Origin of the sequence: Cupriavidus cauae (genome assembly GCF_008632125.1) — a bacterium.
GTDB classification, from domain to species: Bacteria; Pseudomonadota; Gammaproteobacteria; order Burkholderiales; family Burkholderiaceae; genus Cupriavidus; species Cupriavidus cauae.
On the sequence record NZ_VWRN01000043.1, the window covers coordinates 12156 to 37268 of the forward strand.

24 protein-coding genes are annotated in these 25113 nt (G+C 68.7%); 8 read left to right on the forward strand and 16 right to left on the reverse strand.

Annotated elements, in window-relative coordinates:
- Positions 1-210 precede the first annotated feature (210 nt).
- From F1599_RS15780 to F1599_RS15810, 7 genes are all read right to left on the reverse strand, one after another.
- Complete coding sequence (locus F1599_RS15780; RefSeq protein WP_149320201.1) at positions 211-1215, reverse strand: Bug family tripartite tricarboxylate transporter substrate binding protein; 1005 nt, start codon at positions 1213-1215, stop codon at positions 211-213.
- Positions 1216-1281: 66 nt separating this feature from the next.
- Positions 1282-2013, reverse strand: a complete 732-nt coding sequence (locus F1599_RS15785) for an SDR family NAD(P)-dependent oxidoreductase (protein WP_149320200.1) — start codon at positions 2011-2013, stop codon at positions 1282-1284.
- Between the two features lie 4 nt (positions 2014-2017).
- Positions 2018-2305 carry a hypothetical protein gene (locus F1599_RS15790; protein ID WP_150083705.1) on the reverse strand — a complete coding sequence of 96 codons (288 nt, stop codon included), beginning with the start codon at positions 2303-2305 and terminating at the stop codon, positions 2018-2020.
- 67 nt (positions 2306-2372) lie between these two features.
- Positions 2373-3575, reverse strand: coding sequence for a 3-oxoadipyl-CoA thiolase (pcaF, locus tag F1599_RS15795; RefSeq protein ID WP_149320198.1), 1203 nt, complete (start codon positions 3573-3575; stop codon positions 2373-2375).
- A gap of 84 nt (positions 3576-3659) precedes the next feature.
- Entirely contained in the window at positions 3660-4307 is a 648-nt protein-coding gene (locus F1599_RS15800; protein WP_149320197.1) for a CoA transferase subunit B, read from the reverse strand.
- Positions 4308-4344: 37 nt separating this feature from the next.
- Positions 4345-5043, reverse strand: a complete 699-nt coding sequence (locus F1599_RS15805) for a 3-oxoacid CoA-transferase subunit A (protein ID WP_150083706.1) — start codon at positions 5041-5043, stop codon at positions 4345-4347.
- A 532-nt stretch (positions 5044-5575) separates the two neighbouring features.
- A complete protein-coding gene (locus tag F1599_RS15810; RefSeq protein ID WP_149320195.1) occupies positions 5576-5782 on the reverse strand; it encodes a dodecin in 207 nt (68 codons plus the stop codon).
- Between the two features lie 259 nt (positions 5783-6041).
- On the opposite strand from F1599_RS15810, the gene F1599_RS15815 reads away from it, so the two are divergent.
- Complete coding sequence (locus F1599_RS15815; RefSeq protein WP_149320194.1) at positions 6042-6650, forward strand: phospholipase D family nuclease; 609 nt, start codon at positions 6042-6044, stop codon at positions 6648-6650.
- Between the two features lie 53 nt (positions 6651-6703).
- Here the strand turns inward: F1599_RS15815 and F1599_RS15820 are convergent, their stop codons facing one another.
- Positions 6704-7051: a hypothetical protein gene (locus F1599_RS15820; protein WP_150083707.1), complete on the reverse strand. Its 348-nt coding sequence runs from the start codon at positions 7049-7051 to the stop codon at positions 6704-6706.
- A 196-nt stretch (positions 7052-7247) separates the two neighbouring features.
- Here F1599_RS15820 and F1599_RS15825 point away from each other — a divergent pair, with 196 nt between their 5' ends.
- Both F1599_RS15825 and F1599_RS15830 read left to right on the forward strand, forming a co-directional pair.
- Complete coding sequence (locus F1599_RS15825) at positions 7248-7709, forward strand: hypothetical protein (RefSeq protein WP_149320192.1); 462 nt, start codon at positions 7248-7250, stop codon at positions 7707-7709.
- Between the two features lie 403 nt (positions 7710-8112).
- Positions 8113-8325 carry a hypothetical protein gene (locus F1599_RS15830; protein WP_149320191.1) on the forward strand — a complete coding sequence of 71 codons (213 nt, stop codon included), beginning with the start codon at positions 8113-8115 and terminating at the stop codon, positions 8323-8325.
- Between the two features lie 129 nt (positions 8326-8454).
- On the opposite strand, the gene F1599_RS15835 is transcribed toward F1599_RS15830, so the two are convergent.
- Entirely contained in the window at positions 8455-8847 is a 393-nt protein-coding gene (locus F1599_RS15835) for an endonuclease (RefSeq protein ID WP_150083708.1), read from the reverse strand.
- Between the two features lie 729 nt (positions 8848-9576).
- Here F1599_RS15835 and ligD point away from each other — a divergent pair.
- From ligD to ku, 4 genes are all read left to right on the forward strand, one after another.
- Entirely contained in the window at positions 9577-12588 is a 3012-nt protein-coding gene (gene ligD / locus F1599_RS15840; RefSeq protein ID WP_150083709.1) for a DNA ligase D, read from the forward strand.
- 172 nt (positions 12589-12760) lie between these two features.
- Entirely contained in the window at positions 12761-13111 is a 351-nt protein-coding gene (locus F1599_RS15845; protein ID WP_149320188.1) for a hypothetical protein, read from the forward strand.
- 172 nt (positions 13112-13283) lie between these two features.
- Entirely contained in the window at positions 13284-15557 is a 2274-nt protein-coding gene (locus F1599_RS15850; RefSeq protein ID WP_150083710.1) for a response regulator, read from the forward strand.
- A 54-nt stretch (positions 15558-15611) separates the two neighbouring features.
- Positions 15612-16739, forward strand: coding sequence for a non-homologous end joining protein Ku (gene ku, locus F1599_RS15855; protein ID WP_150083711.1), 1128 nt, complete (start codon positions 15612-15614; stop codon positions 16737-16739).
- A gap of 13 nt (positions 16740-16752) precedes the next feature.
- Here the strand turns inward: ku and F1599_RS15860 are convergent, their stop codons facing one another.
- The 5 genes from F1599_RS15860 to F1599_RS15880 form a co-directional block, all read right to left on the reverse strand.
- On the reverse strand, positions 16753-17277 hold the full coding sequence (locus tag F1599_RS15860; RefSeq protein WP_223819675.1) for a PRC-barrel domain-containing protein: 525 nt from the start codon (positions 17275-17277) through the stop codon (positions 16753-16755).
- Positions 17278-17414: 137 nt separating this feature from the next.
- The gene (locus F1599_RS15865; RefSeq protein WP_150083712.1) at positions 17415-17990 is read right to left on the reverse strand and encodes a hypothetical protein; all 576 of its coding nucleotides are present in this window, start codon (positions 17988-17990) and stop codon (positions 17415-17417) included.
- Between the two features lie 104 nt (positions 17991-18094).
- On the reverse strand, positions 18095-18691 hold the full coding sequence (locus tag F1599_RS25900) for a hypothetical protein (protein ID WP_190286369.1): 597 nt from the start codon (positions 18689-18691) through the stop codon (positions 18095-18097).
- A 54-nt stretch (positions 18692-18745) separates the two neighbouring features.
- A complete protein-coding gene (locus tag F1599_RS15875; RefSeq protein WP_190286370.1) occupies positions 18746-19651 on the reverse strand; it encodes a sensor histidine kinase in 906 nt (301 codons plus the stop codon).
- Between the two features lie 124 nt (positions 19652-19775).
- The gene (locus tag F1599_RS15880; protein WP_149320184.1) at positions 19776-21218 is read right to left on the reverse strand and encodes a sigma-54-dependent transcriptional regulator; all 1443 of its coding nucleotides are present in this window, start codon (positions 21216-21218) and stop codon (positions 19776-19778) included.
- Between the two features lie 335 nt (positions 21219-21553).
- Here F1599_RS15880 and F1599_RS15885 point away from each other — a divergent pair, with 335 nt between their 5' ends.
- Positions 21554-22600: a sigma-54 interaction domain-containing protein gene (locus F1599_RS15885; protein ID WP_149320183.1), complete on the forward strand. Its 1047-nt coding sequence runs from the start codon at positions 21554-21556 to the stop codon at positions 22598-22600.
- On the opposite strand, the gene F1599_RS15890 is transcribed toward F1599_RS15885, so the two are convergent.
- Both F1599_RS15890 and F1599_RS15895 read right to left on the reverse strand, forming a co-directional pair.
- Positions 22585-23454, reverse strand: coding sequence for an endonuclease/exonuclease/phosphatase family protein (locus F1599_RS15890; protein ID WP_150083713.1), 870 nt, complete (start codon positions 23452-23454; stop codon positions 22585-22587). The two genes, F1599_RS15885 and F1599_RS15890, sit on opposite strands and share 16 nt — an antisense overlap.
- On the reverse strand, positions 23451-25113 hold a 1663-nt coding region (locus tag F1599_RS15895; protein ID WP_150083714.1), incomplete at its 5' end, for a VTT domain-containing protein. The genes F1599_RS15895 and F1599_RS15890, both read right to left, overlap by 4 nt.

Here is a 25113-nt window from a genome sequence, read left to right on the forward strand (position 1 = left end):
GCTCGCTGCCAGTCGCGAGCTCTTTTTTTGCCGGCGCCGTGCACCGGTAGTCAGCGCCGCACTCGGCGCCGCATTCAGTGCCGCATTCCCGGAAGTGTGCCCTGCTGACATTGATCCAGAACGCCTTGCCGGCCATGAAAAAAGCCGGCCCGAAGGCCGGCTCTTCCGTCGTTGCGCCTCGCGCGCGTGGCGCGCGACGCCCGACTACCATCAGTCCACGGTCGCGCCCGAGGCCTTGACGACCTTCGCCCACTTGGCGGCTTCGGTCTTCATGAAGGCCGCCAGTTGCTCCGGCTTCTCGGGGTTGGGCTCGGCACCCTGACCCGCCATCTGCTTCTGCACGTCCGGCATGGCCAGGATCTTGACCACTTCGGCGTTCAGGCGATCGATGATGGGCTTGGGCGTGCCGCCGGTGGCATACAGCGCGAACCACGAGGTCGCTTCATAGCCCGGCACGCCGGCTTCGGCGACGGTCGGCACGTCCGGCAGCGCCGGCGAGCGCTTGGCCGAGGTCACGGCCAGCGGACGCAGCTTGCCGGCCTTCACGTGCTGGTACGACGACGGCAGGTTGTCGAACATCAGGCCGATCTGGTTGCCCAGCAGATCGTTGACCGCCGGGGCGCTGCCCTTGTACGGCACGTGCTGGATGTTCAGGCCGGTCATCGAATTGAACAGTTCACCCGACAGATGCATCGACGAGCCGTTGCCCGACGAGCCGTAGCTGATCTTGTTCGGATTGGCCTTCACGTAGGCGATCAGTTCCTTGATGCTCTTGGCGGGCACGTTGGGGTTGACCACCACCAGGTTCGGCACCATCGCGACACGGGTGATCGGCGCGAAGTCCTTGACCGGGTCGTACGGCAGCTTCGAGTACAGCGACTGGTTGATCGCGTGGGTGCCGATGGTGCCCATGAACAGCGTGTAGCCGTCGCCCTGCGCCTTGGCGGCGAGCGAGGCGCCGATATTGCCGCCCGCGCCCGGACGGTTTTCGATGACCACCGGCTGGCCGAGCGCCTTGCCCAGCTGCAGGCCGACGATGCGGGCCAGGATGTCGGTGGTACCGCCGGCCGAGAACGGCACGATCATCGTGATCGGCTTGGTCGGGTAGGTGTCCGCGAAGGCAGCGCCGGAGACGCCGGCGAACGTGGTGGCCAGCGCGACGCCGGCAGTCAGCAGGCGGCGACGCGCCTGCGACGGTTGCGACTTGAACTTCATCGTATGCTCCAGGGAGTTTCCTCGGTGGCCGTCCATGCGGGCCACGACTTGTAATAGGGGCCGCGCCTAGACCGGTGCGACGCCCAGCGTGGTACCGCCACAGACGTACAGCACCTGTCCGGTGACGAAACCGTTTTCGGGAGAGAGAAAGAACAGCGTGGCGCGCGCCACGTCTTCGGGCGTGCCCATGCGCTTGACCGCGATGCTGGCCAGGATGCGCTTCGTTTGTTCGCTGCCCTCGGGATTGCTGCGGCGGAACAGTTCGGTGGCGATCGGACCGGGCGCGACCGCGTTGACGGTGATGCCGTCGCCGCCGAGCTCCATCGCCAGCGTGCGCGTCATGCCGACCATGCCGGCCTTGGTGGCGGAGTACACCACGCGCTCGGGCTTGCCCAGCGCCGCGCGCGACGCCATGTTGACGATGCGGCCGAAGCCCGCGGCGCGCATCGCCGGCAGGCAGGCCTGCGTCAGCAGCAGGCTGGCCTGCAGATGCAGGCCGACCACGTAGTCGAGATCCTCGACGGTCGCGGTATCGGCGGTGCCGGGACGCGTCGCGCCGGCATTGTTGACCAGGCGCGTGATGGCGAATCGCGACGTCACCTCGGCGGCCGCCGCGCGCGTTGCCGCCGCGTCGGTCAGGTCCGCCTGGAAAAACGTCATGTTGGGATGCGACCAGCCCGGGGCGGCATAGTCGACATTGACGACGCGGGTCACGCCGTCGGCCAGCAGCATTTCGCTGATGGCGCGGCCGATGCCGGAACTGGCGCCGGTGACGAGCGTGGCTACGGGAAGAGACATCCGATTACTCCATGCCGGTACGGAACCGGTACTGCGAAGGTTCAGCAGAAATGCCGCGGAAGTTCAGCGGGAATGCAGCGGGGCATTCGGCGGTGAAGCTGGCGGTGCGTTTGCCGGTGAAGCCGGCCATGAAGCCGGCGACGAATTCACCGAACACCGCGGCGCTGGAACTGCCGCGCAAATTCGGGCGCAAAGAAAGCGTGCGGCGGACCGGCGAGCCAGTCGGCCCGGCCGCACCAACTGCGTTGGGAAATCTGTCGCAGCGCTGAGGGTCGGCGCCTGCCTTGGTCAACGGCAGGCGCCCCGCAAAACTTGAGCAGCGCGATCTCCCGCTCGGCGCTGGCTGACGCGGGCGCCGCTCAGACGCGCTCGATCACCATCGCGATGCCCTGGCCCACGCCGATGCACATCGTGCACAGCGCGAAGCGGCCGCCGGTGCGATGCAGCTGGTACATCGCGGTGGTGACCAGGCGCGCGCCGCTCATGCCGAGCGGGTGGCCCAGCGCGATCGCGCCGCCGTTCGGGTTGACGCGCGCATCGTCGTCGGCGACGCCGAGCTCGCGCAGCACCGCCAGGCCTTGCGCGGCGAACGCTTCGTTCAGCTCGATCACGTCGATCTGGTCCATCGTCATGCCCAGTTGCTTGAGCAGCTTCTGCGTGGCCGGCGCCGGGCCGATGCCCATCACGCGCGGCGCCACGCCGGCGGTGGCCATGCCGACGATGCGCGCCTTCGGCGTCAGGCCGTGCTGGCGCGCGGCGGCTTCGCTGGCGAGCAGCAGCGCGCAGGCGCCGTCATTGACGCCCGAGGCGTTGCCGGCCGTCACGGTGCCGTCCGGGCGCACCACGCCCTTGAGTTTGGCCAGCGCTTCCATGCTGGTCGCGCGCGGGTGCTCGTCGCGCTCGACGACGATCGGATCGCCCTTCTTCTGCGGAATCGTGACTGCGGTGATTTCCTGCGCCAGCGTGCCGTCGGCCTGCGCGCGCGAGGCCTTTTCCTGGCTGCGCAGCGCCATCAGGTCCTGGTCCTCGCGGCTGATCTTGTAGTCGGTGGCGACGTTTTCGGCGGTCTCGGGCATCGAGTCCACGCCGTACGCCGCACGCATCGCCGGGTTGATGAAGCGCCAGCCGATGGTGGTGTCGAAGATCTGCGCATCGCGCGAGAACGCGCTGGTGGCCTTGCCCATCACGAACGGGGCGCGGCTCATGCTCTCGACGCCGCCGGCAATCATCAGGCCCGCTTCGCCGGCGCGGATCGCACGCGCGGCCGTGCCGGTCGCGTCCATGCCCGAGCCGCACAGGCGGTTGATGGTGGCGCCCGGCACGCTCTGCGGCAGGCCTGCGAGCAGCAGCGACATGCGCGCGACGTTGCGGTTGTCTTCGCCGGCCTGGTTGGCGTTGCCGTAGATCACGTCGTCGATGGCGCTCCAGTCCAGGTTCGGATTGCGCGCCATCAGCGCCTTCAGCGGTACCGCGCCCAGGTCGTCCGCGCGCACCGCGGACAGGCTGCCGCCGTAGCGGCCGATGGGGGTGCGGATCGCGTCGCAGATAAAGGCTTCGGTCATGGTTGTCTCGTCCTTGGTTTCAGTGGTGGCGGCGGCGGTATCGGCAACTGCGGGAAGTGCGATCCGTCGCCATCGGGGTCGGCGTCAGGCGGGCTGCGCCTGCTTCAGCGGCACGCCGGTCAGGCGCTGCAGTTCGTCGAACGACAGGCCTTCGACCAGGTCGCGGGCGACCAGGCCGTCGGGCGTCACGTCGATGGTGGCCAGATCGGTGTAGATGCGCGTCACGCAGCCGATGCCGGTCAGAGGATACGTGCATTCGGGCACGATCTTGCTCTCGCCCTGCTTGGTCAGGTGCTCCATCATGACGAACACCTGCTTGGCGCCGATCGCCAGGTCCATCGCGCCGCCCACGGCCGGGATCGCGCCCGGCGCGCCGGTGTGCCAGTTGGCCAGGTCGCCGGTCGCCGACACCTGGAAGGCGCCCAGCACGCAGTAGTCCAGATGGCCGCCGCGCATCATCGCGAACGAATCGGCGTGATGGAAATACGAGGCGCCGGGCTTGATGGTGACCGGCTGCTTGCCGGCATTGATCAGGTCGCCGTCTTCCTCGCCGGGCGCGGGCGCAGGCCCCATGCCCAGCAGGCCGTTCTCGCTGTGCAGCAGGATCTCGCGGTCGGCCGGCAGGTGGTTGCCGACCAGGGTGGGCAGGCCGATGCCGAGGTTGACCACGGCACCGTCGGGAATGTCTCGGGCCACGCGGGCGGCCATCTGATCGCGGGTCAGGCGTTGCATATCGCTTCTCTCTTCGATGCGGGTTGGCGTGCGCGGGTCAGGCGGCGTTGGTGGCGGCGTTGGCGACGGCATTCGCGTCGACCTTGACGACGCGCTTGACGAACAGGCTCGGCGTCACGATGTGCTCCGGGTCCAGCTCGCCCAGTTCCACCACATGGCTGACCTGCACGATCGCGCATTTGGCGGCCATCGCCATGATCGGGCCGAAGTTGCGCGCGGTCTTGCGATAGGTCAGGTTGCCCCAGCGGTCGGCGGTATCGGCCTTGATCAGCGCGAAGTCCGCGTGGATCGGCGTCTCGAACACATAGCCCTTGCCGTCGATGATGCGGGTTTCCTTGCCCTCGGCCAGCGGCGTGCCGTAGGCGGTGCGGGTGAAGAAGCCGCCGATGCCGGCGCCCGCCGCGCGGATGCGCTCGGCGAGGTTGCCCTGCGGCACCAGCTCCAGCTCGATCTGGCCGGCGTGATAGAGCGAATCGAACACGTAGGAATCGACCTGGCGCGGGAACGAGCAAATGATCTTGCGCACGCGCCTGGCCTTGAGCAGCGCGGCCAGGCCCGTTTCGCCGTTGCCGGCGTTGTTGTTGACGATGGTCAGGTCGCGCGCGCCCTGGGCGATCAGCGCATCGATGAGTTGCGCCGGCATGCCGGCCAGGCCAAAGCCGCCGATCATGATGGTCGCGCCGTCATGGATGTCGGCCACCGCCGATTCCACCGAGTCGAAGAGCTTGTTGATCAATTGCGTTCCAGTCGAGAAGGCCTGGCCGGACCGGCCGGAGCCCGCCGCCCGATAGTGTCGGGGGGCCGCTGGAAGCGTCGTCTCCGGAGGTTCTGCCTGGCGTGGTTCCGGGCGCGCCGTGGCGGCGCCCATAAAGGCCCTAGCAGTCAAACGATGGTCCGTCTTGCGGACTCTTGTTCTTGGGTGCTGATGTTCGCTCTACGAACTTCGATTCGCAGAATGAACATCGAATGCAGAGGTTACACCGGTGCTGTTGCGGGGTCAAGGCAGGGTCAAGGCAGGGTCAAGGCAGGGTCAAGGCAGGGTCAAGGCGGGGCCAAGGTAGGGCCTGTGGGGTCCGGGCCGAGCCATGGCCGGTCAGGTGAGGCCAGCAGCGCCGGCGGCAGCGGGATGGGCGGGGGCGCGGCGCGCCTCTACGGCGGTCCGGCCGCAGCGATGACAACGAGAGGAACAACAAAAGGAACAACGAGAGACAGGGAGCAACCAGGGGGGCTGCCGCCGCGGCATGCGCGGCGCCAACCGTGCAACACGCTCACTCGACGCGGAAGCCGATCTTCAGCGTGACCTGGTAATGCGCGACCTGGCCATTGAGGATATGGCCTCGCATCTCGGCCACCTCGAACCAGTCCATGTTCTTGATGGTCTCCGACGCCTTGGCGAGCGCGCTGCGGATCGCGGCATCGGTGCCGTCGGGCGAGGTGCCGACGATTTCGACGAGCTTGTAGGTGTGATTCGACATCGCTTGCCTCCAGGGTTGGGCGCCAGCTTGTTCTGGCACCGGGGGTGGGATCACCGGGCGTCGCCGCATGCAACGCGCATCCGAGACGACGCGAGTTTCATCATAGGCAGCCGTGCTGCGCCGTTCCAGCCGCCTTGCCTTTGCTGGCTCCGGCTGCTAACTTCCCCGCCTTCGCAACGTTTCCATTTCGATTCGTTATCCGATTGGCTACTGTTTGCCGCGAGCGGCGCGCTCCGCGGCAACGCATTCACGCTGTCTCATGCCCTTTGTGTTTCGCGCGCCCGCCATCGTCGCCGGCGCCCTGTTGTCCGTTCTGCTTTCCTCTTCGATCCTGGCGCCCGCCGCTTCCGCACGTAGCCTGCCGCGCAGCGGCGAAGCGCCGATGGCCCTTGCCGACGGCGCGCGCAGCTTCGCCGACGGCGCCAATTACGCGCTGTGCTTCACGCCCGATGGGGAGAGCTGCCAGGCCATGCTGGTCGACGCGATCCGCAACGCGCGGCGCAGCGTGCTGGTGCAGGCCTACTCGTTCACCAGCAAGCCGATCGCCGAAGCGCTGATGCAGGCGCGCAAGCGCGGCGTCGACGTACGCGTGATCCTCGACAAGAGCCAGGTATCGGAGCGCTATACCAGCGCCACCTTCCTGAAGCACCAGGGCATCGAGGTGGTGATCGACTCGCGCCCAGCCATCGCGCACAACAAGGTGATGATCTTCGATGGCGAGGCGGTCTTCACCGGCTCGTTCAACTTCACCAAATCGGCCGAGGAGCGCAACACCGAGAACGGCATCCTGATTCGCGGCGATGCGCGTCTGGTCAAGCGCTATGTCGACAACTGGCAGAGCCGGCATCGGCTGTCGCTGCCGTACTGAGCGGTCAGCGAGGCGAACGACGGCGGCGGCGACCGAAGCCGCTGCGGCGGCGCTCAGTCGTTGTCCTCCGCCGCAGTGCCGCCGCGGCGTCCGCGCGAGCCGTACAGATCGGTTTCCTCGAGTCCGCGCTCGATATCTCGCGCGGCCTGCCGTCCCACCGGCCGGCTGCCGGTGTGCTGGCTCTGATGCGATTCGTCGCGCTCGTGCGGCAGTCGCGGCATCGGTTCGCCGCCGCCCTTCTGCGGCAGCGTCCCGGGGTCCGGCCGCGACTGGTCGGCCAGCGGTCCGGGACCCTCGCTGGTGCCCTGGGCGGTACGTTCGCGAGTCGTCTCGCCCTGCGGCCGTCCGGCTGTCTGGCCCTGCCGCGGTTCGCGTTCCGGATGCGTGGGTTGCTTGGTCATACGGCCCTCCCCGTGATGATGGCGCGCCATGCCGGCGCGCGAATGTTGACCTTCGACGACATGCAAACGCCATACCTGCGTTGCGCGGCGCTTCCACCACCGGGTGTGAAATCCGGGTGATGTCATGTTGCGGCGCGGTGGCACGCCCATTGCACGACACCAAGGCGCGGCATTTCGCCGCTGATGGAGACCAGCAATGAAACAGCAACAGCAACCGCAGGCGCAGCAAGGCGGCACCGAAAAGGGTGGCATGGGCCAGGGTGGCCAATCGTCTCAGCAGCATCAGCAGAGCGGCAGCCAGACCGGCCAGCAGGGCGGCATGGGCAACCAAAGCGGCCAGGGCGGTCAGCAACAGCAAGGCGGTCGCCAGAGCGGTCAGCAAGGCGGCATGGGCCAGAGCGAAGGCGGCATGGGTGGCATGGGCGGCCAGTCGCAGCAAAGCGGCGGTCAGAGCGGCCAGCAGGGCGGCCAAGCCGGCCAGGCTGGTCAAGGTGGCCAGCAGCAGCAAGGCGGCAGGCAGAGCGGCCAGCAGAGCGGCGGCATGGGCGGCCAGAGCGGCGGTCAGCAGCAACAGCAGTCCGGCACCAGCGGCCAGCCTGGCCAGCAGTCGTCGCAGGGCGGCCAGTCGGGCCAGTCGGGCCAAAATCGCGAGCGGTAAATGCCGAACATCGGCTGACACGCCGGTCATTCCGCGAACGCGGGAATCCAGCGTCGTTTGAACGCCGCTGGGTCTGCAGACGCGGGAACGACCGGCTCTGCTGACCAAGGGGCGCATGGGCGCCCCTTTTTTTGCCCTCCCCTTTTTTGCCGTCTTTTGTCGCTTGCCTTCCCTCCCCTTCTTACGACGCGTGAAAAATCGCCACGTCGTCGCTGTCGTCATTCGCTGACAACGCAATCCGTCGAACGCTGAGGCCGCGCTGCGCGCCAAGCCGACGCGTGGGCGCCGCCGTCGCTTCTACGCTGGTAAGCAGGAACGAATCAAGAACGCAGGAACGCGCGATCGGGCGCCTCGCCGCACGCCACACGCCCGGCATCGCGTTTCAACTTCAGGGGAGCATGCGATGCAAGGCAAGACGACATCCCTGCGCGAGGCCGCGCAGAAATGGCTGCCACTGTCGGCCAGCCATCCCTGCCGGGTCACGCGTTTCGGACATACCGGCAGCCGCCGCGTGCCCTATGCGTGCATCGGCTTCGAGCGCGCGGGAAAACGGCTGTCGATCGTGTTCTTCCGTCATCGCGACGGCTCGTGGTACGTGTTTCCGCCGCTGCATTAGCGAAGACGCCGAAGCGGCGCCCTGCGGGACCCGCGGGGTCCTGATTGAAAACTGAAAACGACAGGAGCGCGACGGGCCTGCCCGCCGCGCTCCTTGCTGTCCCCGGTACGTACTCAATGCAGCCTTCGATCAGTTTCCGTCAAGGAACTGGCTGCGCTTGCCGACGCGCGATCCCAGCGTCGACAGGTCGTGATAATGCGTGTCGTGGTTCTCCATGCGGCCGTCGTAGCTGCCGCTCATCGGCATCGGCTGCGTGCCCGCCGGCGCCAGGTACTGCTGCGTGGGCTGATTGGTGCCCTGCGTGTACGGATCGAACTTGTCGCCGACGCGCGCGCCGCTGCTGTACGGATCGCGCGTGCCCGCCGCGGCGGGGTTGGCCGGATCGTATTGGCCTGCTGGCGCCATACCCGGCGAAGTGCCCGTGGCAGCGCCGCGGTCGCCCGGCACCTGCGCCAGTGCCACGCAGGAACCGGTCATCGCCAGCGCGGCGAGGGCGGTACGTACGAGGTGGTGTTTCGTCATGTTATTCACTCCTGAGACTGGCCCATGCATGCCGCGATGGCGCCCGCGATGGGCGGGGCGCCGGCGGCGACGCCAGGCGGGTTCGTGAACAGGCCCTGCTGCGCATCGCATCGCGGCGCTCGACAAGCGCCGGCACGACGATGCCCTGCCAGGACCCGGCCTACGCCGCCAATCACGCGAAACGCATGCCAGAAAGTCCGGGGCTTGCGCGGCTTGCGGGCAGGTCCGCCGGCGCGCCACGGTGGCACAAGGGCCGGCGGCATCGGCCCGCCACAGCCCTGCTGCCGGACCCGGCTACACCGTGAAGCGCCGCCGCGCCATGCGTCTCGCTCGTACTTTTTACTCGGCCATGCAGGATGTGCACGGCGCCGTCTGTGCGGCACCGCGCATAACGCGACAAGCCTGCCGCCATCGTCGGATGTGAACCGGATCGCCATTCCCATCGCGGCATGTCGTAGATTCTTGCGGACCGCTTCGCACCGCTGTCCGATGTAGGACGGTGGCCGATGGATCGCCGCATTCCGATTGCCTATAAGCGAAGTGACAGAGCAAGGTGACAGAGCGAAGTGACAGCGCAAAGTGACAGCGCGAGGTGACAACGCGAAGCGCCGAGCGAAATCACAGCGCGCAGTAACAGCGAGCGAAGCGACAGCCAACGACGGCGCCGCGCTTCGCGCGCAGGACCGAAGGCCACGCAATTTCGCGTGTCCCGATCGAGGAGCGGCCGCAATGGCAACCAAGCGAGCAGCAGCGAAGCAGCCGGCCAAGGCGGCAACGAAGCAAACGGGCAAGGACAACGCGACGGCCGCGGCGACAGGCTCGACCGCGCGCTCGTCCACGCGGTCGGCCCCACGCGCCGCGACGCGTCCGAGCGCGCCGCGCGCCGCGCGTGGCGCAAGCCCCGACCCGCTGCAGCGCTATCGCACCATGCGCGACTTCGGCACGACGGCGGAACCGGCCGGCCGTGCGCTGGCCAGGCGCGCCGCGCCAAAAGCGAGCGAGGGACTGTCCTTCGTCGTGCAGAAGCACGCGGCGCGCCGCCTGCACTACGACTTCCGTCTGGAGCTCGACGGCACGCTCAAGAGCTGGGCCATTCCCAAGGGTCCGAGCCTGGATCCGGCCGACAAACGGATGAGCGTCCATGTCGAGGACCACCCGCTCGAATATGCGAACTTCGAGGGCGTGATCCCCGAAAAGCAGTACGGCGCCGGCACCGTGATCGTTTGGGACCGCGGCACCTGGATACCGATCGGCGATCCGCATCAGGGCTATCGCGACGGCAAGCTCAAGTTCGAGCTGCAGGGCGAGAAGCTGCATGGGGCCTGGACGCTGGTGCGCATGCGCGTCCGGGACGAGCGGCAGGAACCGTGGCTGCTGATCAAGGAGCGCGACGACGCGGCGCGGCCGGCCGCGGAGTTCGATATCACCGAGGCGATGCCGGACAGTGTGCTGGGCGGCGGCGCGCTGGAGCCGGACGGCAAGATCGCGCGCAAGGCGTCAACAAAGGCGGTGTCGAAGACCGCGACGAAGACCGCAACCAGGACGGCAACCAGGACGGCGACGAAATCCGCCGCCGGCGCATCGACGAAAGCCGCGAAGAAAACAGCCTCGGGCAAATCGGCGGCCGACAGCAAGACCGCCGGCAACAAGCGGTCCGCGACCGGCGCCATCCAGCTTCCACCGGGCGCGCGCCGCGCCGCGCTGCCGCTGACGCTCGCGCCGCAACTGGCGACGCTGGTGCAAGGGCCGCCCGCCGATGCGCAGAACTGGGTCTACGAGGTCAAGTTCGATGGCTATCGCGTGCTGGCCCGCATCGACGGCGCCGACGTCAAGCTGTTCACGCGCAACGGCCACGACTGGACGTCGAAGCTCAAGACACTGGCGCGCGAGCTCGGCACACTCAATCTGCCGTCGGCCTGGCTCGACGGCGAGATCGTCATCGTCGACAAGGACGGCAGCACCGACTTCCAGGCGCTGCAGAACGCCTTCGACAGCGACCGCACCGACGCCATCCAGTTCTTCGTGTTCGACGTCCCCTACTATGCCGGCCACGATCTGCGGCAGGTGGCGCTGGCCGAGCGCCGCGACCTGTTGCGGCGGGTGTTCGAGGAGCACAACGTCTCGGCACATCTGCGCTTCAGCGAGAGCTTCGAGGCCGGCCCCGAGGAAATCCTCAGCGCGGCCTGCCGGCTGCGGCTCGAGGGGCTGATCGGCAAGCGCGTCGATGCGCCCTATGTCTCGGCGCGCTCGCCGAACTGGATCAAGCTCAAATGCAGCGAGCGGCAGGAGTTCGTGATCGGCGGCTTTACCGAGCCCAAGGGCACCCGCAATGGCCTGGGCGCCCTGCTGCTGGGCATTCACGACGAGGCGGGACGGCTGGTCTATGCCGGCAAGGTCGGCACCGGCTTCGATGTGCGGACGCTCGATACGATCCGGGCCAAGCTCGACGCCCTGCGCACCGATGCCTCGCCGTTCGACAGGATGCCTGCGATCGCCAAGGGGGTGAAGGGCATCTGGGTTCGGCCCAAGGCGGTCGCCGAGGTGTCGTTCGGCTCGTGGACGCGCGATGGCCTGATCCGCCATGCGGTGTTCCATGGCCTGCGATCCGACAAGAGCGCCAGCGCGATCGGCAAGGAGAAGGCGATGCCCGCACCGGGCAAGACAGTGGACAAAAGCGAGGGCCGGGCGAAATCGGCGGGGTCGAGGGGCAAGGCGGAGGACAGGGCCGAACGCAAGGCCGAAGACAAGCCGGCGAAGGCCAGAGGAAAGGCTGCCAAGGCCGCCCAGGCCGAGACAGCGGATGCCACGCCACCGGCCAAACCCGCCCGGACGAAGGCCTCCTCCGGCCGCGAACAGATCGGCAACGTTCGCGTCAGCCATGCCGACCGCGTCATCGATCCGTCGACCGGCGCGACCAAGGGCGATCTGGTGCGCTACTACGAAGCGGTGGCGCCGCGCATGCTGCCGGAATTGCGCGGCCGCCCGCTGGCGGTGCTGCGCGGCCCGTCGGGGGTCGGCGGCGAGCTGTTCTTCCAGAAGCATGCCGAGACCTTCAATATCGCCGGCGTCAACCGGCTCGATCCGTCGCTATGGCCGGGCCACCCGCCGATGATCGAGATCGCCAGCGAGACCGGCATCGTCGCCGCGGCCCAGCTCAACGTGATCGAGTTCCACACCTGGAACGCCGACAAGCGCCAGATCGAGAAGCCCGATCGCGTGATCTTCGACCTCGACCCCGGCGAGGGCGTGCCGTGGAAGCATGTGGTCGAGGCCGCCGCGCTGACCAAGGGCATGCTCGACGAACTTGAGCTGACGGCCTTCCTGAAGACCAGCGGCGGCAAGGGCCTGCACGTGGTGGTGCCGATCGCCCGGCGGCTCGGCTGGGACGAGGTCAAGGACTTTGCCCAGCAGCTGGTCGTGCATATGGCAAGGACCATCCCGCAGCGCTTCGTCTCCAAGAGCGGGCCGCGCAACCGCGTCGGCAAGATTTTCATTGACTACCTGCGCAACGGGCGCGGCGCCACCACGGTCGCCGCCTTCTCGGCGCGCGCTCGGCCCGGCCTGGGCGTGTCGATCCCGTGCAGCTGGGACGAACTGCCCTCGCTGCGCTCCGGCGCCCAGTGGACCATCGCCAACGCCCTGGCGCGCATCGAGGAGACCGAGCACGCCGATCCCTGGGCGGACTACGGCAGCACGCGGCAGACGCTGACCGCGGCAATCCGGCGCCTGGGCAACGGCTGAACGCGGCGGACCGGCCCGCCCGCCGCCGTGCTGCCCCTCGCAGTGCATCATGCGGCCACTCCGTGTCGGACAAAGGAGGGCATGGTTCTTGCCACTTCGGACACATGCGTCCGCGCATTGCCGCGGCGGGCGCGTGACGGAATGACGACGCAAGCACGAACCGGGAGCCACCATGACAACCCCTCGGACCACGATCCGCATTGCCCACTATGCCGCCCTGGCGCTGATGACGGCGCTCGCCTGGGCGCCCGCGCAGGCCCGCCTGCCGGCCCCCAGCGCCGAACAGCAGCGCGCCGCCGACGAACGCAAGGCCAAGGAGGCCGAAGCGGCCAAACAGCAGGCCGAAGCGCTGACGCGCGTGCAGGACCAGATTGCCGCCCGCTTCGGCAAGGGCGCGCAGCCGTCCGGCACCACGCAGCCCGGCGACGTCTCGCAGAAGGCCGCCGAGGTCCGGCCCAGCGGCCCGCACGGTGGCACCGCGCCGAGCGCGGAGGCCCACTCCGGCGAAGTGCAGCGCCGTTAAAGTCACTTATCTGGTCTTTTCCGGGCCAAAAGTGGCTTTGCATCAACTACAAGTGTTGGAGAGCTAGATTGGTAATTATTACAAACCGCGTCGGCCGCGGGGTCGCGCCGAACGCAAAAACCGACCTGCCGCCCCCTTGCCACCCCGCATGCCTGCCCATGGCGAGGACAGCATGAGTCCGATCGAAACCAGAACGTCGTCCGATTCCCGCGACAAGCGGCCGCTGGTGCTGGTGGTCGACGACAACGAGGGCTCGCGCTACATCAAGAGCCGCATCCTGCGCCGCGCGGACTACGCGGTGCTCGAAGCCTCGACCGGCGAGTCGGCGCTGTCGCTGGTGCGCCGCTATGCGCCGGACCTGGTGCTGCTGGACATGAAGCTGCCGGACATCGACGGCCTGGACGTCTGCCGCATCATCAAGGACGATCCGCAAAGCTGCCGCACGCTGATCCTGCATACGTCCGGTTCGGCCAGCGATCCGCGCTACCGCGTCGAGGCGCTGGACCATGGCGCCGACAGCTATCTGGTGGAGCCGGTCGAGCCGGAGGAACTGGTGTCCAGCGTCAAGGCGCTGCTGCGGCTGCGGCGGGCGGAGGAGGCCTACCACCGTACCTCGCAGGCGCTGCGCGACAACGAATTCCTGTTCCGCCAGCTGGCCGACAACCTGTCCGATGTGCTGTGGATCTTCGATCCGCAGGAGCGCAAGTTCCTGTTCGTCGGCCCGGCCTTCGTCACGCTGACCGGCCGTCCGGTGGAAGACCTGCATCAGCACGGCAACGCCTGCTTCGGCTGGGTCGCGGAGTCCGACCGGGAACGCGTGCAGGCGGCCTGCGAGGCGATGCTGCGCGACGGCCATATGGATCTGGAATTCGCGCTGATCCATGCCGACGGCCAGACGCGCGACGTCCGCGCGCGCGCCTTCCCGGTCAACAACGCCAGCGGCGAGTTCTACCGCGTGGTCGGCGTGTGCGAGGACATCACGCAGCAGAAGCGTGCCGAGAAGATGCTGCGCGAGGAAGAACGCCGCAAGGACGATTTCCTCGCGATGCTGGTGCACGAGCTGCGCAACCCGCTCGCGCCGATGCGCAGCGCCGCCGATCTGCTGATGCACTGCGCGCCGTCGCGCGAGGACAGCTTCAAGGCGCGCGACATCATCGCCCGCCAGCTCTATCACCTGACCCGGCTGGTCGACGATCTGCTCGACATCTCGCGCTTCACGCGCGGCACCATCACGCTGCGCGACGACCTGGTCGAGCTGCGTTCCGCGCTGAACACCGCGGTCGAGACAGTCCGGCCGCTGATCGAGTCGCGCAACCATCAGCTGCGCCTGTCGGTGCCCGAGGGGCCGATGCCGGTGCGCGGCGACCTGGTGCGCCTGACCCAGATCTTCGGCAACCTGCTGAACAACGCGGCCAAGTACACGCCGCCCGATGGCTTGCTGTCGATCGAGGCGCAGGCGGATCAGGGCATGGTCACCATCCGGATCACCGACAACGGCACCGGGCTGTCGCCCGAACGGCTGCAGGGCCTGCGCGAGACCTTCGAGCGCGACGGCGCCAACGGCAATATCGCCGTGGCCGGCGGCAATGGCCCCGGCATCGGCCTGTCGCTGGTCCATCGGCTGGTCAGCATGCATGGCGGCCAGCTGTCGGTGCAGAGCAACGGGCCCGGTCATGGCAGCAGCTTCATCGTGCAGCTGCCGATGCAGCCGTGGCGCAGCTGGCAGCCGACGCTGGGCGGACGGCAGGCGCCGGCCGGCAAGCCGCGCACCGTGATGGTGGTGGACGACAACGTCGACGCCCTCGAGGCGATGGCGATGACGCTGGAAGCGCTGGGCCATACCGTGATCACTGCGCTCGACGGCGCCGCTGCGATCGTGCGCGCGGTCAAGTACAAGCCCGAGCTGGTGCTGCTCGATCTGGGCATGCCGGGCATGGACGGCTTCGAGATCGCGCAGCGGCTGCGTGCGATACCGGAGCTGCAGGCGATGAAGGTGGTGGCGCTGACCGGCTACGGCCAGCCCGGCGACAAGCTGCGCACGCAGGCGGCCGGCTTCGACGACCACCTGACCAAGCCGGTCGATCTGGAGGTGCTGTCGCGCCTGCTCGACGAATGCCGCTCCGATGGCCGGACGGACGGCCGCACGGATGGCCGCAGCGAGGGGCGTACCGATGCGCGTACCGTGGCCAATACCGCCGCCGGCACGCCGCCGCCCCTGCATTCGCCATTGGGGCATCCGGCCGACGGCAGCACGGGCACCGGTCCGGCCTCCTCCGGGCCGACCTCTTCGATGGAGAAACGCATGCATACCACGCCAGAACCGGATCAAACCCCGGACCAGCCGCCGACCACGCCCGAACCCGAGGTGCCGCCGATCGATCCGCATGAGCCGGTCATCGACCCGCCCCCCGGCGACGTGCCGCCGCCCCCGCCCCAGCGCGCCTGAGGGCACGCGTCCGCCCTCGCCTGCGGTCGAAGAACCAAGATCCGGAGTTTCCCTGTGCCCCGCATCATCTGGAAAGGCGCCATTTCCTTTGGCCTGGTCAACATCCCGGTCGTGCTGAAGGCGGCCGCGCGCGACAACGCGCTCGACTTCGACTGGCTCGACGAGCGCGACATGGCGCCGGTCGGCTATCAGCGCATCAACAAGAAGACCGGCAAGCCGGTCGACAAGGACCATATCGTCAAGGGCTACCAGTACGAGAAGGGTGAATACGTGCTGCTGTCGCCGGAGGACTTCCGCCAGGCCAACGTCGAGGCGACGCAGACCGTCGATATCGTCAGCTTCGTGCAGGCCGACCAGATCCCGCCGTACTACTTCGAGACGCCCTACTATCTCGAGCCGGACCGGCGCGGCGAGAAGGGCTACGCGTTGCTGCGCGAGACCCTGCGCCGCACCGGACGCGCGGCGCTGGCCCTGGTGGTGATCCACAACCGCCAGCATCTGGCGGCGGTGCTGGTGCTGGGCGATGCGCTGGTGCTCAACACCATGCGCTGGGCCGAGGAGGTCCTGCCGATGGACGAGCTGAAGCTGCCCAAGAGCAGTGGCAAGCAGCAGGGCGTCAGCCCGCGCGAGATCGAGATGGCGACCCGGCTGGTCGAGGACATGCAGGAGGACTGGAACCCCGAGGCCTATCGCGATACCTATCGCGACGACCTGATGGAGCGCATCGAAGGGAAGATCGCCGAAGGCAAGACGCACCTGCTGACGCCGGCCGAGCCGGACAGCGGGGAGCCGCGCAAGTCGGCCGAGGTGATCGACATGATGGCGCTGCTCAAGGAAAGCATCAAACGCCGTGGCGGCCGCGGCGGTACGCGCTCGGAAGCGGGCCAGAACACGCAGGGCGAGGAAGCGGACCAGCGGGAAGACGACGACGCGCCGCGCGAGGCGCCGCGCAAGCGCGCCACGGGCGCTCGCAAGACCGCCCGCAAATCCACCTCCCGCGCTCGAGCCGAGGCCAAGGACGGCAAAGGATCCAGGCAGGAAGCCAAGCCGGCAAGCAGCCGCAAGAGCGCGGCCAAGTCCGGCAAGGCGCCGGATTCAACGAAGAAATCCGCCGCCAGGCGGGCCAGTACGGCCAGCACCGACAGCGGATCGCGCAGCAGCCCGCAGCGCAAGCGGGCATAGCACTACAACGCCATCACGCCCACGGATCGTACGAGTCCTCCTTCCAGTACGGCGAGGTCCCGTAGTACTGGTGAATGCTGGTGGCCCATTGCGGGTCCGCCATCGCCGGCCAGTGGTCCTTGTCGAAGCCGGGCGCGGCCTTGAGCTTGTCCTTGTCGACGCCCAGCACGAAACACTTGCGCCGCGTATCGAGCGTCAGCGCCGACCATGGCACCGCGAACAGCTTCTCGCCGATGCCGAGGAAGCCGCCGAACGACAGCACCGCATAGGCGACGCGGCCGCCCTGCACGTCCAGCATGATGTGGTCGATGGTGCCGAGGTCCTCGCCCGCGGGTCCGATCACGCTGTTGCCTTCGAGCGTATCGGCCGCCATCACGAAGGGGCCGGGCCCGCTCGCATTGGTGTCGACATCGCCGACGATGGTCGCGCCGGCGGGCGCACGCGCCGCCGTCGGATCGCGCAGGTCACGCGCATCGCGTGGATCGCGAGGGTCCCGGATGTCTCGCGGATCGCGCGGGTCTCTGTCCAGTGGGTTCATTGGCGACTCCTGCTTCGGTTGTCGGTTGACACAATGGCGCCCTCGCGCCCCTTCATCGTCGCGGCCGGATCGTCATGATCGTGCGGCAGCGGCATGGATTGGCATGGCACGCGGCATGGCACACGGCATGGCACACGTCACGGACGGCTGGCAGGCACCGGCGGCGCGAGCGGGTCGAAATCGACCCAGCGGCCTTCGCTCCAGCGCCCGTAGGCGCGTTCGACGTCCTTGGCGCCGGCCTGGCGCAATACCTCGGCGGCCGTCTCGCGCGTATCGGGATTGACGTGCACGGCCAGCAGCACGCCGGCATCGCGCTCGGCCTTGACCTGGCGATCGGGATCGGGCGCGTTCGATACCCGGTCGGGATCGCGCGTCATCGACAGCGCGCCGACCAGCGAACCCAGATAGGCGCCCAGACCCGTGGCGAGCGCCAGCACCAGCACGGAGGCCTGCATCAGCGCCAGCGCCACCGCGCCGATCACGGCACCGGCGATGGCGCCGAACACGATGCCGCGGCCCGCGCCGGCCCCCGCCTTGCGGGTACCCGCGTCGACCGCCACGTCGCCGCCGAGCGGGAAGCGTCCATGCTGTCCCGGGGGATTGACGAAGAACAGGGTCACGTCGTCCTCGGCGAAACCGCGGGCAAACAACTGGCCCGCCGCCGCCTCGGCCTGGGCGAACGTATCAAATCGTCCGGCGATGATCAGGGACATGCTGGCTCCTTCGAATCGGTTGGCAGACACCCGCCTGGCGAGCGATGGATCGGCAATCGGATTCGGCATGGCGTTCGACGGTCGCGACGCCAGCCCGGCTGGCATCAGGACTTGCCCTTGGACCTGGCGGTGGCGCCGGTCTTCGTTCCAGCGGCTTTACCGCTCGCGCCCTTGTCGGCCTTTTCGCTTTTTTCGTCCTTGTCGCCCGAAGCCTTCGCGCCATCCTTGCCCGCTGCGCCCTTGCGCTCCGCCGCGGGACGTGCGCCCTCGGGCTGATGCGCGCTGCCCGGTTCGATCTCCCAGTCGGTGTCGTCCACGTCGGTGCTGGTCTCCTTCTCGGCATGCATGGCGGCGCTCGGCGAAATCGGATCGCTGGCCGGGAAGGTCATCTCCACCGATTCGTCGACGGCCTGCTGATAGGTGCACGCGCTGCTCTGCTTGTCGTCGTCCTGCTGCGCGGCGGTCTTCTGCTTGCTCGGCTTCGCCGCGCTGGCGGAAGCAGACTTGGCGGCGGTTCCATGGGCGGAGGGGGTCGCGGTCTTGGCCTTCTGCATCATCGGCTCCTGCTCGATTGGAATAGCGAAACAGATGCAAGCGACGGGCCAGAAGGCGAGATGGCGGGACGTGCGCGCAAGCGGCGCATACGACAGCACCGAGCGTTGCACAAAGTGCATCGCACGTAAAAAGTACTTGCGCCGCAAACGCCCGGCGGGCGGGGGTGAAAGCGAGTGAAAAGAAGACCGTAAAACGCGGGATCAGGCGCCGTCGGAAGGCCCCCAAGGTGGCAGGGAAGGCGGTACGGAAGGCGCCTCGAGGCCCGCCGCAGCGGCCGCCGGCGGCACGCGCGGGAAGGTGACCGCGATGCAGGCGCTCTCGCCGTCCTGCTCGCATTGCGTCGACGGCTCGGCGCCGAGCGTGGCGCCATGCAGCTCCGCCATGCGGCGCGCCAGCAGCAGCGCGGAACTCTGCCGCGCCGGCGCGGCGCCGTCGTTGCCGACATCGCGCCGGAAGAACTCGGACAGCACCGACAGGCGTTCCTTGATGCGATCGGCCGTCGTGCGGCTTTCGGTGAGGCGCAGCTTCACATGGTCGTCCGCCGGTTCGAGATGCGCATCGATGGTGTCGCCATTGCGTGCCTGCTTCAGGCAATGCAGCACCAGATGGCGCAGCATCGGCTCCAGCCGGCGCGGGTCCGCCTGCACGAAAGCGTCGCCGCGGCTGCCCTCGCCGTCGTGCACCAGCACGTCGGCCAAGGTGACGCGGCGCGATTCGGCGGCCGGCTTGACCGCGTCCATCGCCTGCGCCATCGCGGCGGCAAGATCGATCGCCTCCCATTGCGGCTCGGTCTCGTCGGCCAGCAGCCGCACCGCCTCTTCCATATGCTGGATCAGCATGACCTGCTGCTGCATGGCGGTACGCAAACCCGCCAGCGCGCGTTGCACCGGCGCGGTGGGCGCGTCCAGCGAGTGGTCCAGCACATAAGCCCAGCTCTGGACGCCGTTCAGCGCCGAGCGCAGGTCGTGCGATACCTGGTCGATCAGCGTCGTCATCTCGGAAGTCGCATCGACAGTCGCCGGCACCCAGTGCTCGGTGCCCGCCCCGCCGGATTGGCCACCGTTTTCCGCATCGGCGCGGCTGGAGGGGAGAGGTCGCTTGGACATGAATGTTAGGGTCATCTCAGGGTCGCCGCGCCGTTGCGGCGGGCCGGATTTCCGAGCCGAAGCATAGCTCGGGCCAGCTCGAGGCTTCGGCGGTGGTGGGCGGGCGGGATGGGTTCCTGTCGCTTCAGCTGGTGGCGGGCGGACGGTCGTGCGCGCCGCTGTTGGCGCCGCTGCCGGCTCCATTGTTGGCGCCATTGCCGGAGGTCTTGAACGACTCCGGCAGCTTGCCGCCGGCCGCATATTCCTCGAGCCGGTTGTACAGGGTCTTCAGGCTGATGCCCAGGATTTCAGCGGCGTGTTTCTTGACGCCGGCACACTGCTCCAGCGTGGCGAAGATCAGCTCGCGGTCGGCGTCGGCCAGCGACATGCCGACCGGCACCGTGACGATCGCGGTGGCGGGCACCTGCGAGGCCGCGGCCTGCAGCGGCACCGGCGATTCGGCAATGACGTCGTCCTCCGCCATGATGAAGGCGCGCTGCACGAAGTTGCGCAGCTCCCGCACATTGCCGGGCCACGAATGCAGCCGCAGATTGGCCAGCACCTCGGGACCGAAGCGGCGCTGCGTGCCGTGCTCCGCGTTGAGCTGATCGAGGAAGGCCCCGGCCAGCTGCGCCACGTCGTCGCCGCGCGTGCGCAGCGGCGGCAGTTCGATCGGGAATACGTTGAGGCGGTGATACAGGTCCGCCCGCAACTTGCCTTCGGCAACCGCCTCCTCCGGATTGCGGTTGGTCGCCGCGACCACGCGCACGTCGGCGCGCAGCTCGCGGTTGGTCCCCACGCGCATGAAGGTGCCGGCCTCGAGCACGCGCAGCAGCTTGACCTGCAGCTCGATCGGCATCTCGGTGATCTCGTCGAGGAACAGCGTACCGCCGGCCGCGCGCTCGAAATAGCCCTTGTGCTGGCGCTCGGCCCCGGTAAAGCTGCCGCGCTCGTGGCCGAACATCTCCGACTCGATCAGGTTCGGCGAGATCGCGCCGCAGTTGACGGCGAGGAAAGGTTGGCGCCGGCGCGGCGACAGCTCGTGCACGGTCTGCGCGGCCAGCTCCTTGCCGGTACCGCTCTCGCCGACCAGCAGCACGGTGGCCTCGGTGGGGGCGACCTTGCTGATCTGGTCATAGACCGCCTGCATCGCCTCCGAACTGCCCAGCAGCCGGCCGAAGCGCCCGTAACGGCGCAGTTCGCCGCGCAGCGAGCGCACCTCGGCCTTCAGGTCGCCGGTGGTCGCGATGCGCTTGAGCACCGTCTGCAGGCGCGCGACATTGATCGGCTTGACCAGATAGTCGGTGGCGCCCAGGCGAAGCGCCTCGACCGCGCTCTCGACGCTGGCGTAGCCGGTCATCAGGATGATGTCGACGCCGGCCGAGCCGACCTCGTTGAACAGATCCTTGCCGTCGCCGTCCGGCAGCTTCAGGTCGGCCAGCACCGCATCGGGCATCTGCCAGCCGATCTGCAGGCACGCTTCGCGCAGGTCGCCCGCGGTGGCCGCGGTGAAGCCCTCCGCCGCGGCGATCTCGGCCAGCGCTGCACAGGTGTTCTCGTCGTCGTCGACGATCAGGATGTGAGGCATAGGCTTGACTGATGCCGGCCGCTGAAACCCTTGACCGGATGGTGGAAATGAGACAGGCGCCGCGGGATTGGGCCGCGGCGGGCGTTGCTGCCCTGAATAGACCCCATTCTATGCAAGCGGCAAGCGCAGCCATACCGGTGTTAGTCTGACATCGGCCGCCGCCCGCGCCGGACCGGCTTGTCGGACAAACAGCAATGGTGGCCACCCCGATCGCAAGCTAGCATTGCGTTACGCGAGCCGCATTGCGGCTCTCGCGAAGCCGTGGACCGCGCTGCCGCCACCCGCGTCCACCTCCGCCGACCGCCCGTCTTTATTTCCGCTCCGCCTTTCGCTACATGTCGACCAGCACCTCGAACGATCTGCCGGACACGACGCGCTCCCGTCATCGGGAACCCGCGCGGGACCACCCACGCGAGGATGGCGGCCACGGGCCGGCGCGCGACGACTTTGCGCTGCTATGGCGCAGCACCTCGCCGGCGATGCGCCGGCTGCTCGAACAGATTCCCCGCGTCGCGGCCACCGACGTGCCGATGCTGGCCGTCGGCGAAAGCGGCACCGGCAAGGAACTGGTGGCCCGCGCGATACATGAGCGCAGCAACCGGCGCGGCAAGCCCTTCGTCGCCGTCAACTGCGGCGCGATCGCCCCGACCCTGATCGAATCGGAACTGTTCGGCCACGAAAAGGGCGGTTTCACCGGCGCGATGCAGCAGAAGGCCGGCTATTTCGAGCAGGCGCACGGCGGCACGCTGTTTCTGGACGAGGTCACCGAAATGGCGCCCGACATGCAGATCAAGCTGCTGCGGGTGCTGGAGACGCGCACCTTCCATCGCGTCGGCGGCGACGCCCAGGTGGTCTGCGACGTGCGCATCGTCTCGGCGACCAACCGCGATCCGCTCGAGGCCGTGCGCAGCGGCGTGCTGCGCGAGGACCTGCTGTACCGGCTCGCCGTGGTGCCGCTGCATATCCCGCCGCTGCGCGAACGGCGCGAGGACATCGTGCCGCTGGCCAAGCATTTCCTGGCCGAGCTGAACGCCGCCGAGGGCGCCGACAAGGTGTTCTCGGCCAGCGCGCTGGAGCGCCTGTGCCAGTACGGCTGGCCGGGCAACGTGCGCGAGCTGCGCAACACGGTCTATCGCGCCTTCATCCTGGCCGACCGCGTGATCGAACTGCCGAACCCGAACATCGCCTCGCAACCGCCGCTGCCCACCGCCGCCGACGGCGTGCTGAACGTGCGGATCGGCACCACGCTGGCCGATGCGCAGCGCGGCCTGATTTTGGCCACGCTGGCCCGCTTCGACGGCGACAAGCGCCGCGCCGCGCAGGCGCTCGGCATCAGCCTGAAAACGCTGTACAACCGCCTGGACGCCTACCGCGACGGCTGATCGGCCTGCCTGGCCAGATCGGCCTCCTCGTCGGCCACAGCGGCGGACGACATGGCCGCCGGCACGGCCTGCCGCGCATGCAGCCGCGCCAGCAGCGGCAGATGGTCCGAGGCGATCCGCGCCAGCGGGCTGCGATGGCTCGACACCGAGGCCAGCACCGAGCGCGGACAGCACCACAGGCGGTCCAGCGCCAGCACCGGCATCCGTGACGGGAAGGTGGGCACGTGCGGCGCCCCGTCGAAGTACGCATGCAGCCAGCGCAGCGGCCGGCCCCACAGGAACCATTCGTTGACGTCGCCCAGCAGCACGGTGGGCACGCCCGGCTGTTCGGCCAGCGACGTCAGCAGCCGGCGCACCTGCATGCGGCGCTCACCCGGCCACAGCCCCAGATGGGTGGCGATCACCCGCAGCGGGGCGGCATGCACGCCATCGGGACAGCTCAGCGTCGCGTCGATCGCGCCGCGCGGTTCGTGGCGGCCCACGCTCAGGTCGATCTGACGGACCCGGCTCGGCGGAAAGCGCGTCAGCAGCGCGTTGCCATATTCGCCGTCATGCCGGATCAGCGTCGGCCCGGGAATCGCGTGATAGCCGGTTTCGTCGCGCAGATAGGCCAGCATGTCGAAGCCGGTGCTGCGCGATTCGACTTCCTGCAGCGCGACGATGTCCGCCTGCAGTTCCGACAGCACGCCGGCGATCCGCTTCGGCAGGAAGCGCCCGTCCACGCCGATGCCGCCGTGAATGTTGTAGCTGGCCACCAGGAACTGCGCCGGCGCCGCGGCGGCGGCCGCTTCCCGCGGGGTCTGCGGGACCGGCTGCGCGAGGTCGCCGGCGCGAAATGGATAGATCCGACTCATGCATGCCCTCCATGGCGGGGTTCGCCGATGGCGGCGCGGTGCACCGCCTGGGCGGTCTGCGCGGGCTGCATCGCCTGCGCGACCTGGGCCTCCCTGGCGGCCTGGGCCGCCTCCGCTGCCTCCGCTGCCTGCGCCGCCTGCGCGGCATCCGCACGCCGGCGCCGGCGCAGCAGCCAAAGCACGCTCAACGGGATCAGCAGCACCAGCAGCAGCAGCGCCACCGTCAGCGGGTTCGGATTGCGCGCCACCGCGGCGATGCGGTCGACCAGCGAGGCGGAGATCACGATGCCGGGCGTCATGCCGATCAGCGTGCCGAGCAGGCAGTCGCGAAAGCGGATGCGCGAGGCCCCCACCACCAGGTTGACCAGCGTGAACGGCGCGACCGGCACCAGCCGCAGCACCACCATCGCGAGCAGGCCGTGCTGGCCGACCTGCTGACTCAGCGCGTTCAGCCGCTTGCCGCCATAGCGCCGTACCGCGTCGCGGCCGACGAAGCGGCCGATGCCGTAGCCGGTGGCGGCGCTGAGCACCACGCCGCCGAGCGCGCACAGCGCGCCCTTGACCGGGCCGAACACGATCACCGTGACCACGATCAGCAGCGTCACCGGCACCATCACCAGCCCGGCGGCCACATAGGCGCCGAGCATCGCCAGCGGCGCCATCGGCATGTCGCGGATCCGCTCGACCACATCGAGCACGCGGCGGAAGTCCGCCCATTCGCGCAGCGGCGTATAGCGCCACGCAAATGCCAGGCCTGCGAGGACCACCAGCAGCAGGATCGCCATGCCCAGGCGTCCGATCACGCGCGGACGCGCCTCGTGCGTCAGGAATTCATCGACGAGGCCGTCCGGATCGATCGGCTCGATCGGGTCGAGCAGCCGCTCGTCGGGCACCACCGCGTCCACCTCGGGCACCAGCGGCGGATCGAAGGCCTGCAGGGTTCGCTCGCCGGGCCGATGGCAACGGGCGATGGTCTCGTGCAGCGGCTCGCCGCGCGCATGGGCGGCGGCCAGTTCGCCGGCATCGCACGCCAGGTGCTCGGCCACCAGCCGCGCGCGCATCGAGCGGATCGCGGCGGCGATGCGGGCATCCCCGCCGGCCTCGATCACCAGATTGCATTCGGTGTCGAGACCCATCGAGCGATTGTTCAGATTGGCCGAGCCGATCGTCAGCAAGGTGTCGTCGACGACCATGACCTTGCTGTGCACGTTGATGCCGGGCAGCGGCTCGCCATCGGGCCCCGGTTCGCCCTCGCCCGGCAGATGCGGGTAATAGAGCCGATAGCGATGGCCCGCATCGACGCTGCGCAGCTTGCGATGCGCGCGGGCGCGCAGCACGCCCATGCTGTGCTCCTCGAGCCAGCCGCTTTCGCTGCGGCGCGAGACCAGCACCACCTCGGGGCCGTCGGGTTCGGCCAGCCGCGCGGCCAGCGCGTCGGCCAGCACGCCGGAGCTGAAATACTGGTTCTCCAGATACAGGGTCCGGCGCGCGGCGGCGATCGCGTCCAGATGCAGGGCGCGGATTTCGCCGACGCCGGGCTCGCCGGCGAAGGCAGGCGCGGTGCGGGCGATCGCCACCGGCACATCGGTCAGCAGCGGGGCGACGCCATCGGGCCACAGGCGCCGGCCGTGGCCATCGGCGCCCGGGTCGGCCGCGCGC

Bases quoted from the DNA above. Each gene is read 5' to 3' on its own strand.
- F1599_RS15890 (WP_150083713.1), bottom strand. From the start codon at position 23,454: ATGAGTCGGATCTATCCATTTCGCGCCGGCGACCTCGCGCAGCCGGTC.
- F1599_RS15800 (WP_149320197.1), bottom strand. From the start codon at position 4,307: ATGCAACGCCTGACCCGCGATCAGATGGCCGCCCGCGTGGCCCGAGAC.
- F1599_RS15820 (WP_150083707.1), bottom strand. From the start codon at position 7,051: ATGACCAAGCAACCCACGCATCCGGAACGCGAACCGCGGCAGGGCCAG.
- F1599_RS15810 (WP_149320195.1), bottom strand. From the start codon at position 5,782: ATGTCGAATCACACCTACAAGCTCGTCGAAATCGTCGGCACCTCGCCC.
- F1599_RS15835 (WP_150083708.1), bottom strand. From the start codon at position 8,847: ATGACGAAACACCACCTCGTACGTACCGCCCTCGCCGCGCTGGCGATG.
- F1599_RS15785 (WP_149320200.1), bottom strand. From the start codon at position 2,013: ATGTCTCTTCCCGTAGCCACGCTCGTCACCGGCGCCAGTTCCGGCATC.
- F1599_RS15815 (WP_149320194.1), top strand. From the start codon at position 6,042: ATGCCCTTTGTGTTTCGCGCGCCCGCCATCGTCGCCGGCGCCCTGTTG.
- F1599_RS15825 (WP_149320192.1), top strand. From the start codon at position 7,248: ATGAAACAGCAACAGCAACCGCAGGCGCAGCAAGGCGGCACCGAAAAG.
- F1599_RS15780 (WP_149320201.1), bottom strand. From the start codon at position 1,215: ATGAAGTTCAAGTCGCAACCGTCGCAGGCGCGTCGCCGCCTGCTGACT.
- F1599_RS15850 (WP_150083710.1), top strand. From the start codon at position 13,284: ATGAGTCCGATCGAAACCAGAACGTCGTCCGATTCCCGCGACAAGCGG.
- F1599_RS15875 (WP_190286370.1), bottom strand. From the start codon at position 19,651: ATGTCCAAGCGACCTCTCCCCTCCAGCCGCGCCGATGCGGAAAACGGT.
- F1599_RS15845 (WP_149320188.1), top strand. From the start codon at position 12,761: ATGACAACCCCTCGGACCACGATCCGCATTGCCCACTATGCCGCCCTG.
- F1599_RS15885 (WP_149320183.1), top strand. From the start codon at position 21,554: ATGTCGACCAGCACCTCGAACGATCTGCCGGACACGACGCGCTCCCGT.
- F1599_RS15860 (WP_223819675.1), bottom strand. From the start codon at position 17,277: ATGAACCCACTGGACAGAGACCCGCGCGATCCGCGAGACATCCGGGAC.
- pcaF (WP_149320198.1), bottom strand. From the start codon at position 3,575: ATGACCGAAGCCTTTATCTGCGACGCGATCCGCACCCCCATCGGCCGC.
- ligD (WP_150083709.1), top strand. From the start codon at position 9,577: ATGGCAACCAAGCGAGCAGCAGCGAAGCAGCCGGCCAAGGCGGCAACG.
- F1599_RS15865 (WP_150083712.1), bottom strand. From the start codon at position 17,990: ATGTCCCTGATCATCGCCGGACGATTTGATACGTTCGCCCAGGCCGAG.
- F1599_RS15880 (WP_149320184.1), bottom strand. From the start codon at position 21,218: ATGCCTCACATCCTGATCGTCGACGACGACGAGAACACCTGTGCAGCG.
- F1599_RS15830 (WP_149320191.1), top strand. From the start codon at position 8,113: ATGCAAGGCAAGACGACATCCCTGCGCGAGGCCGCGCAGAAATGGCTG.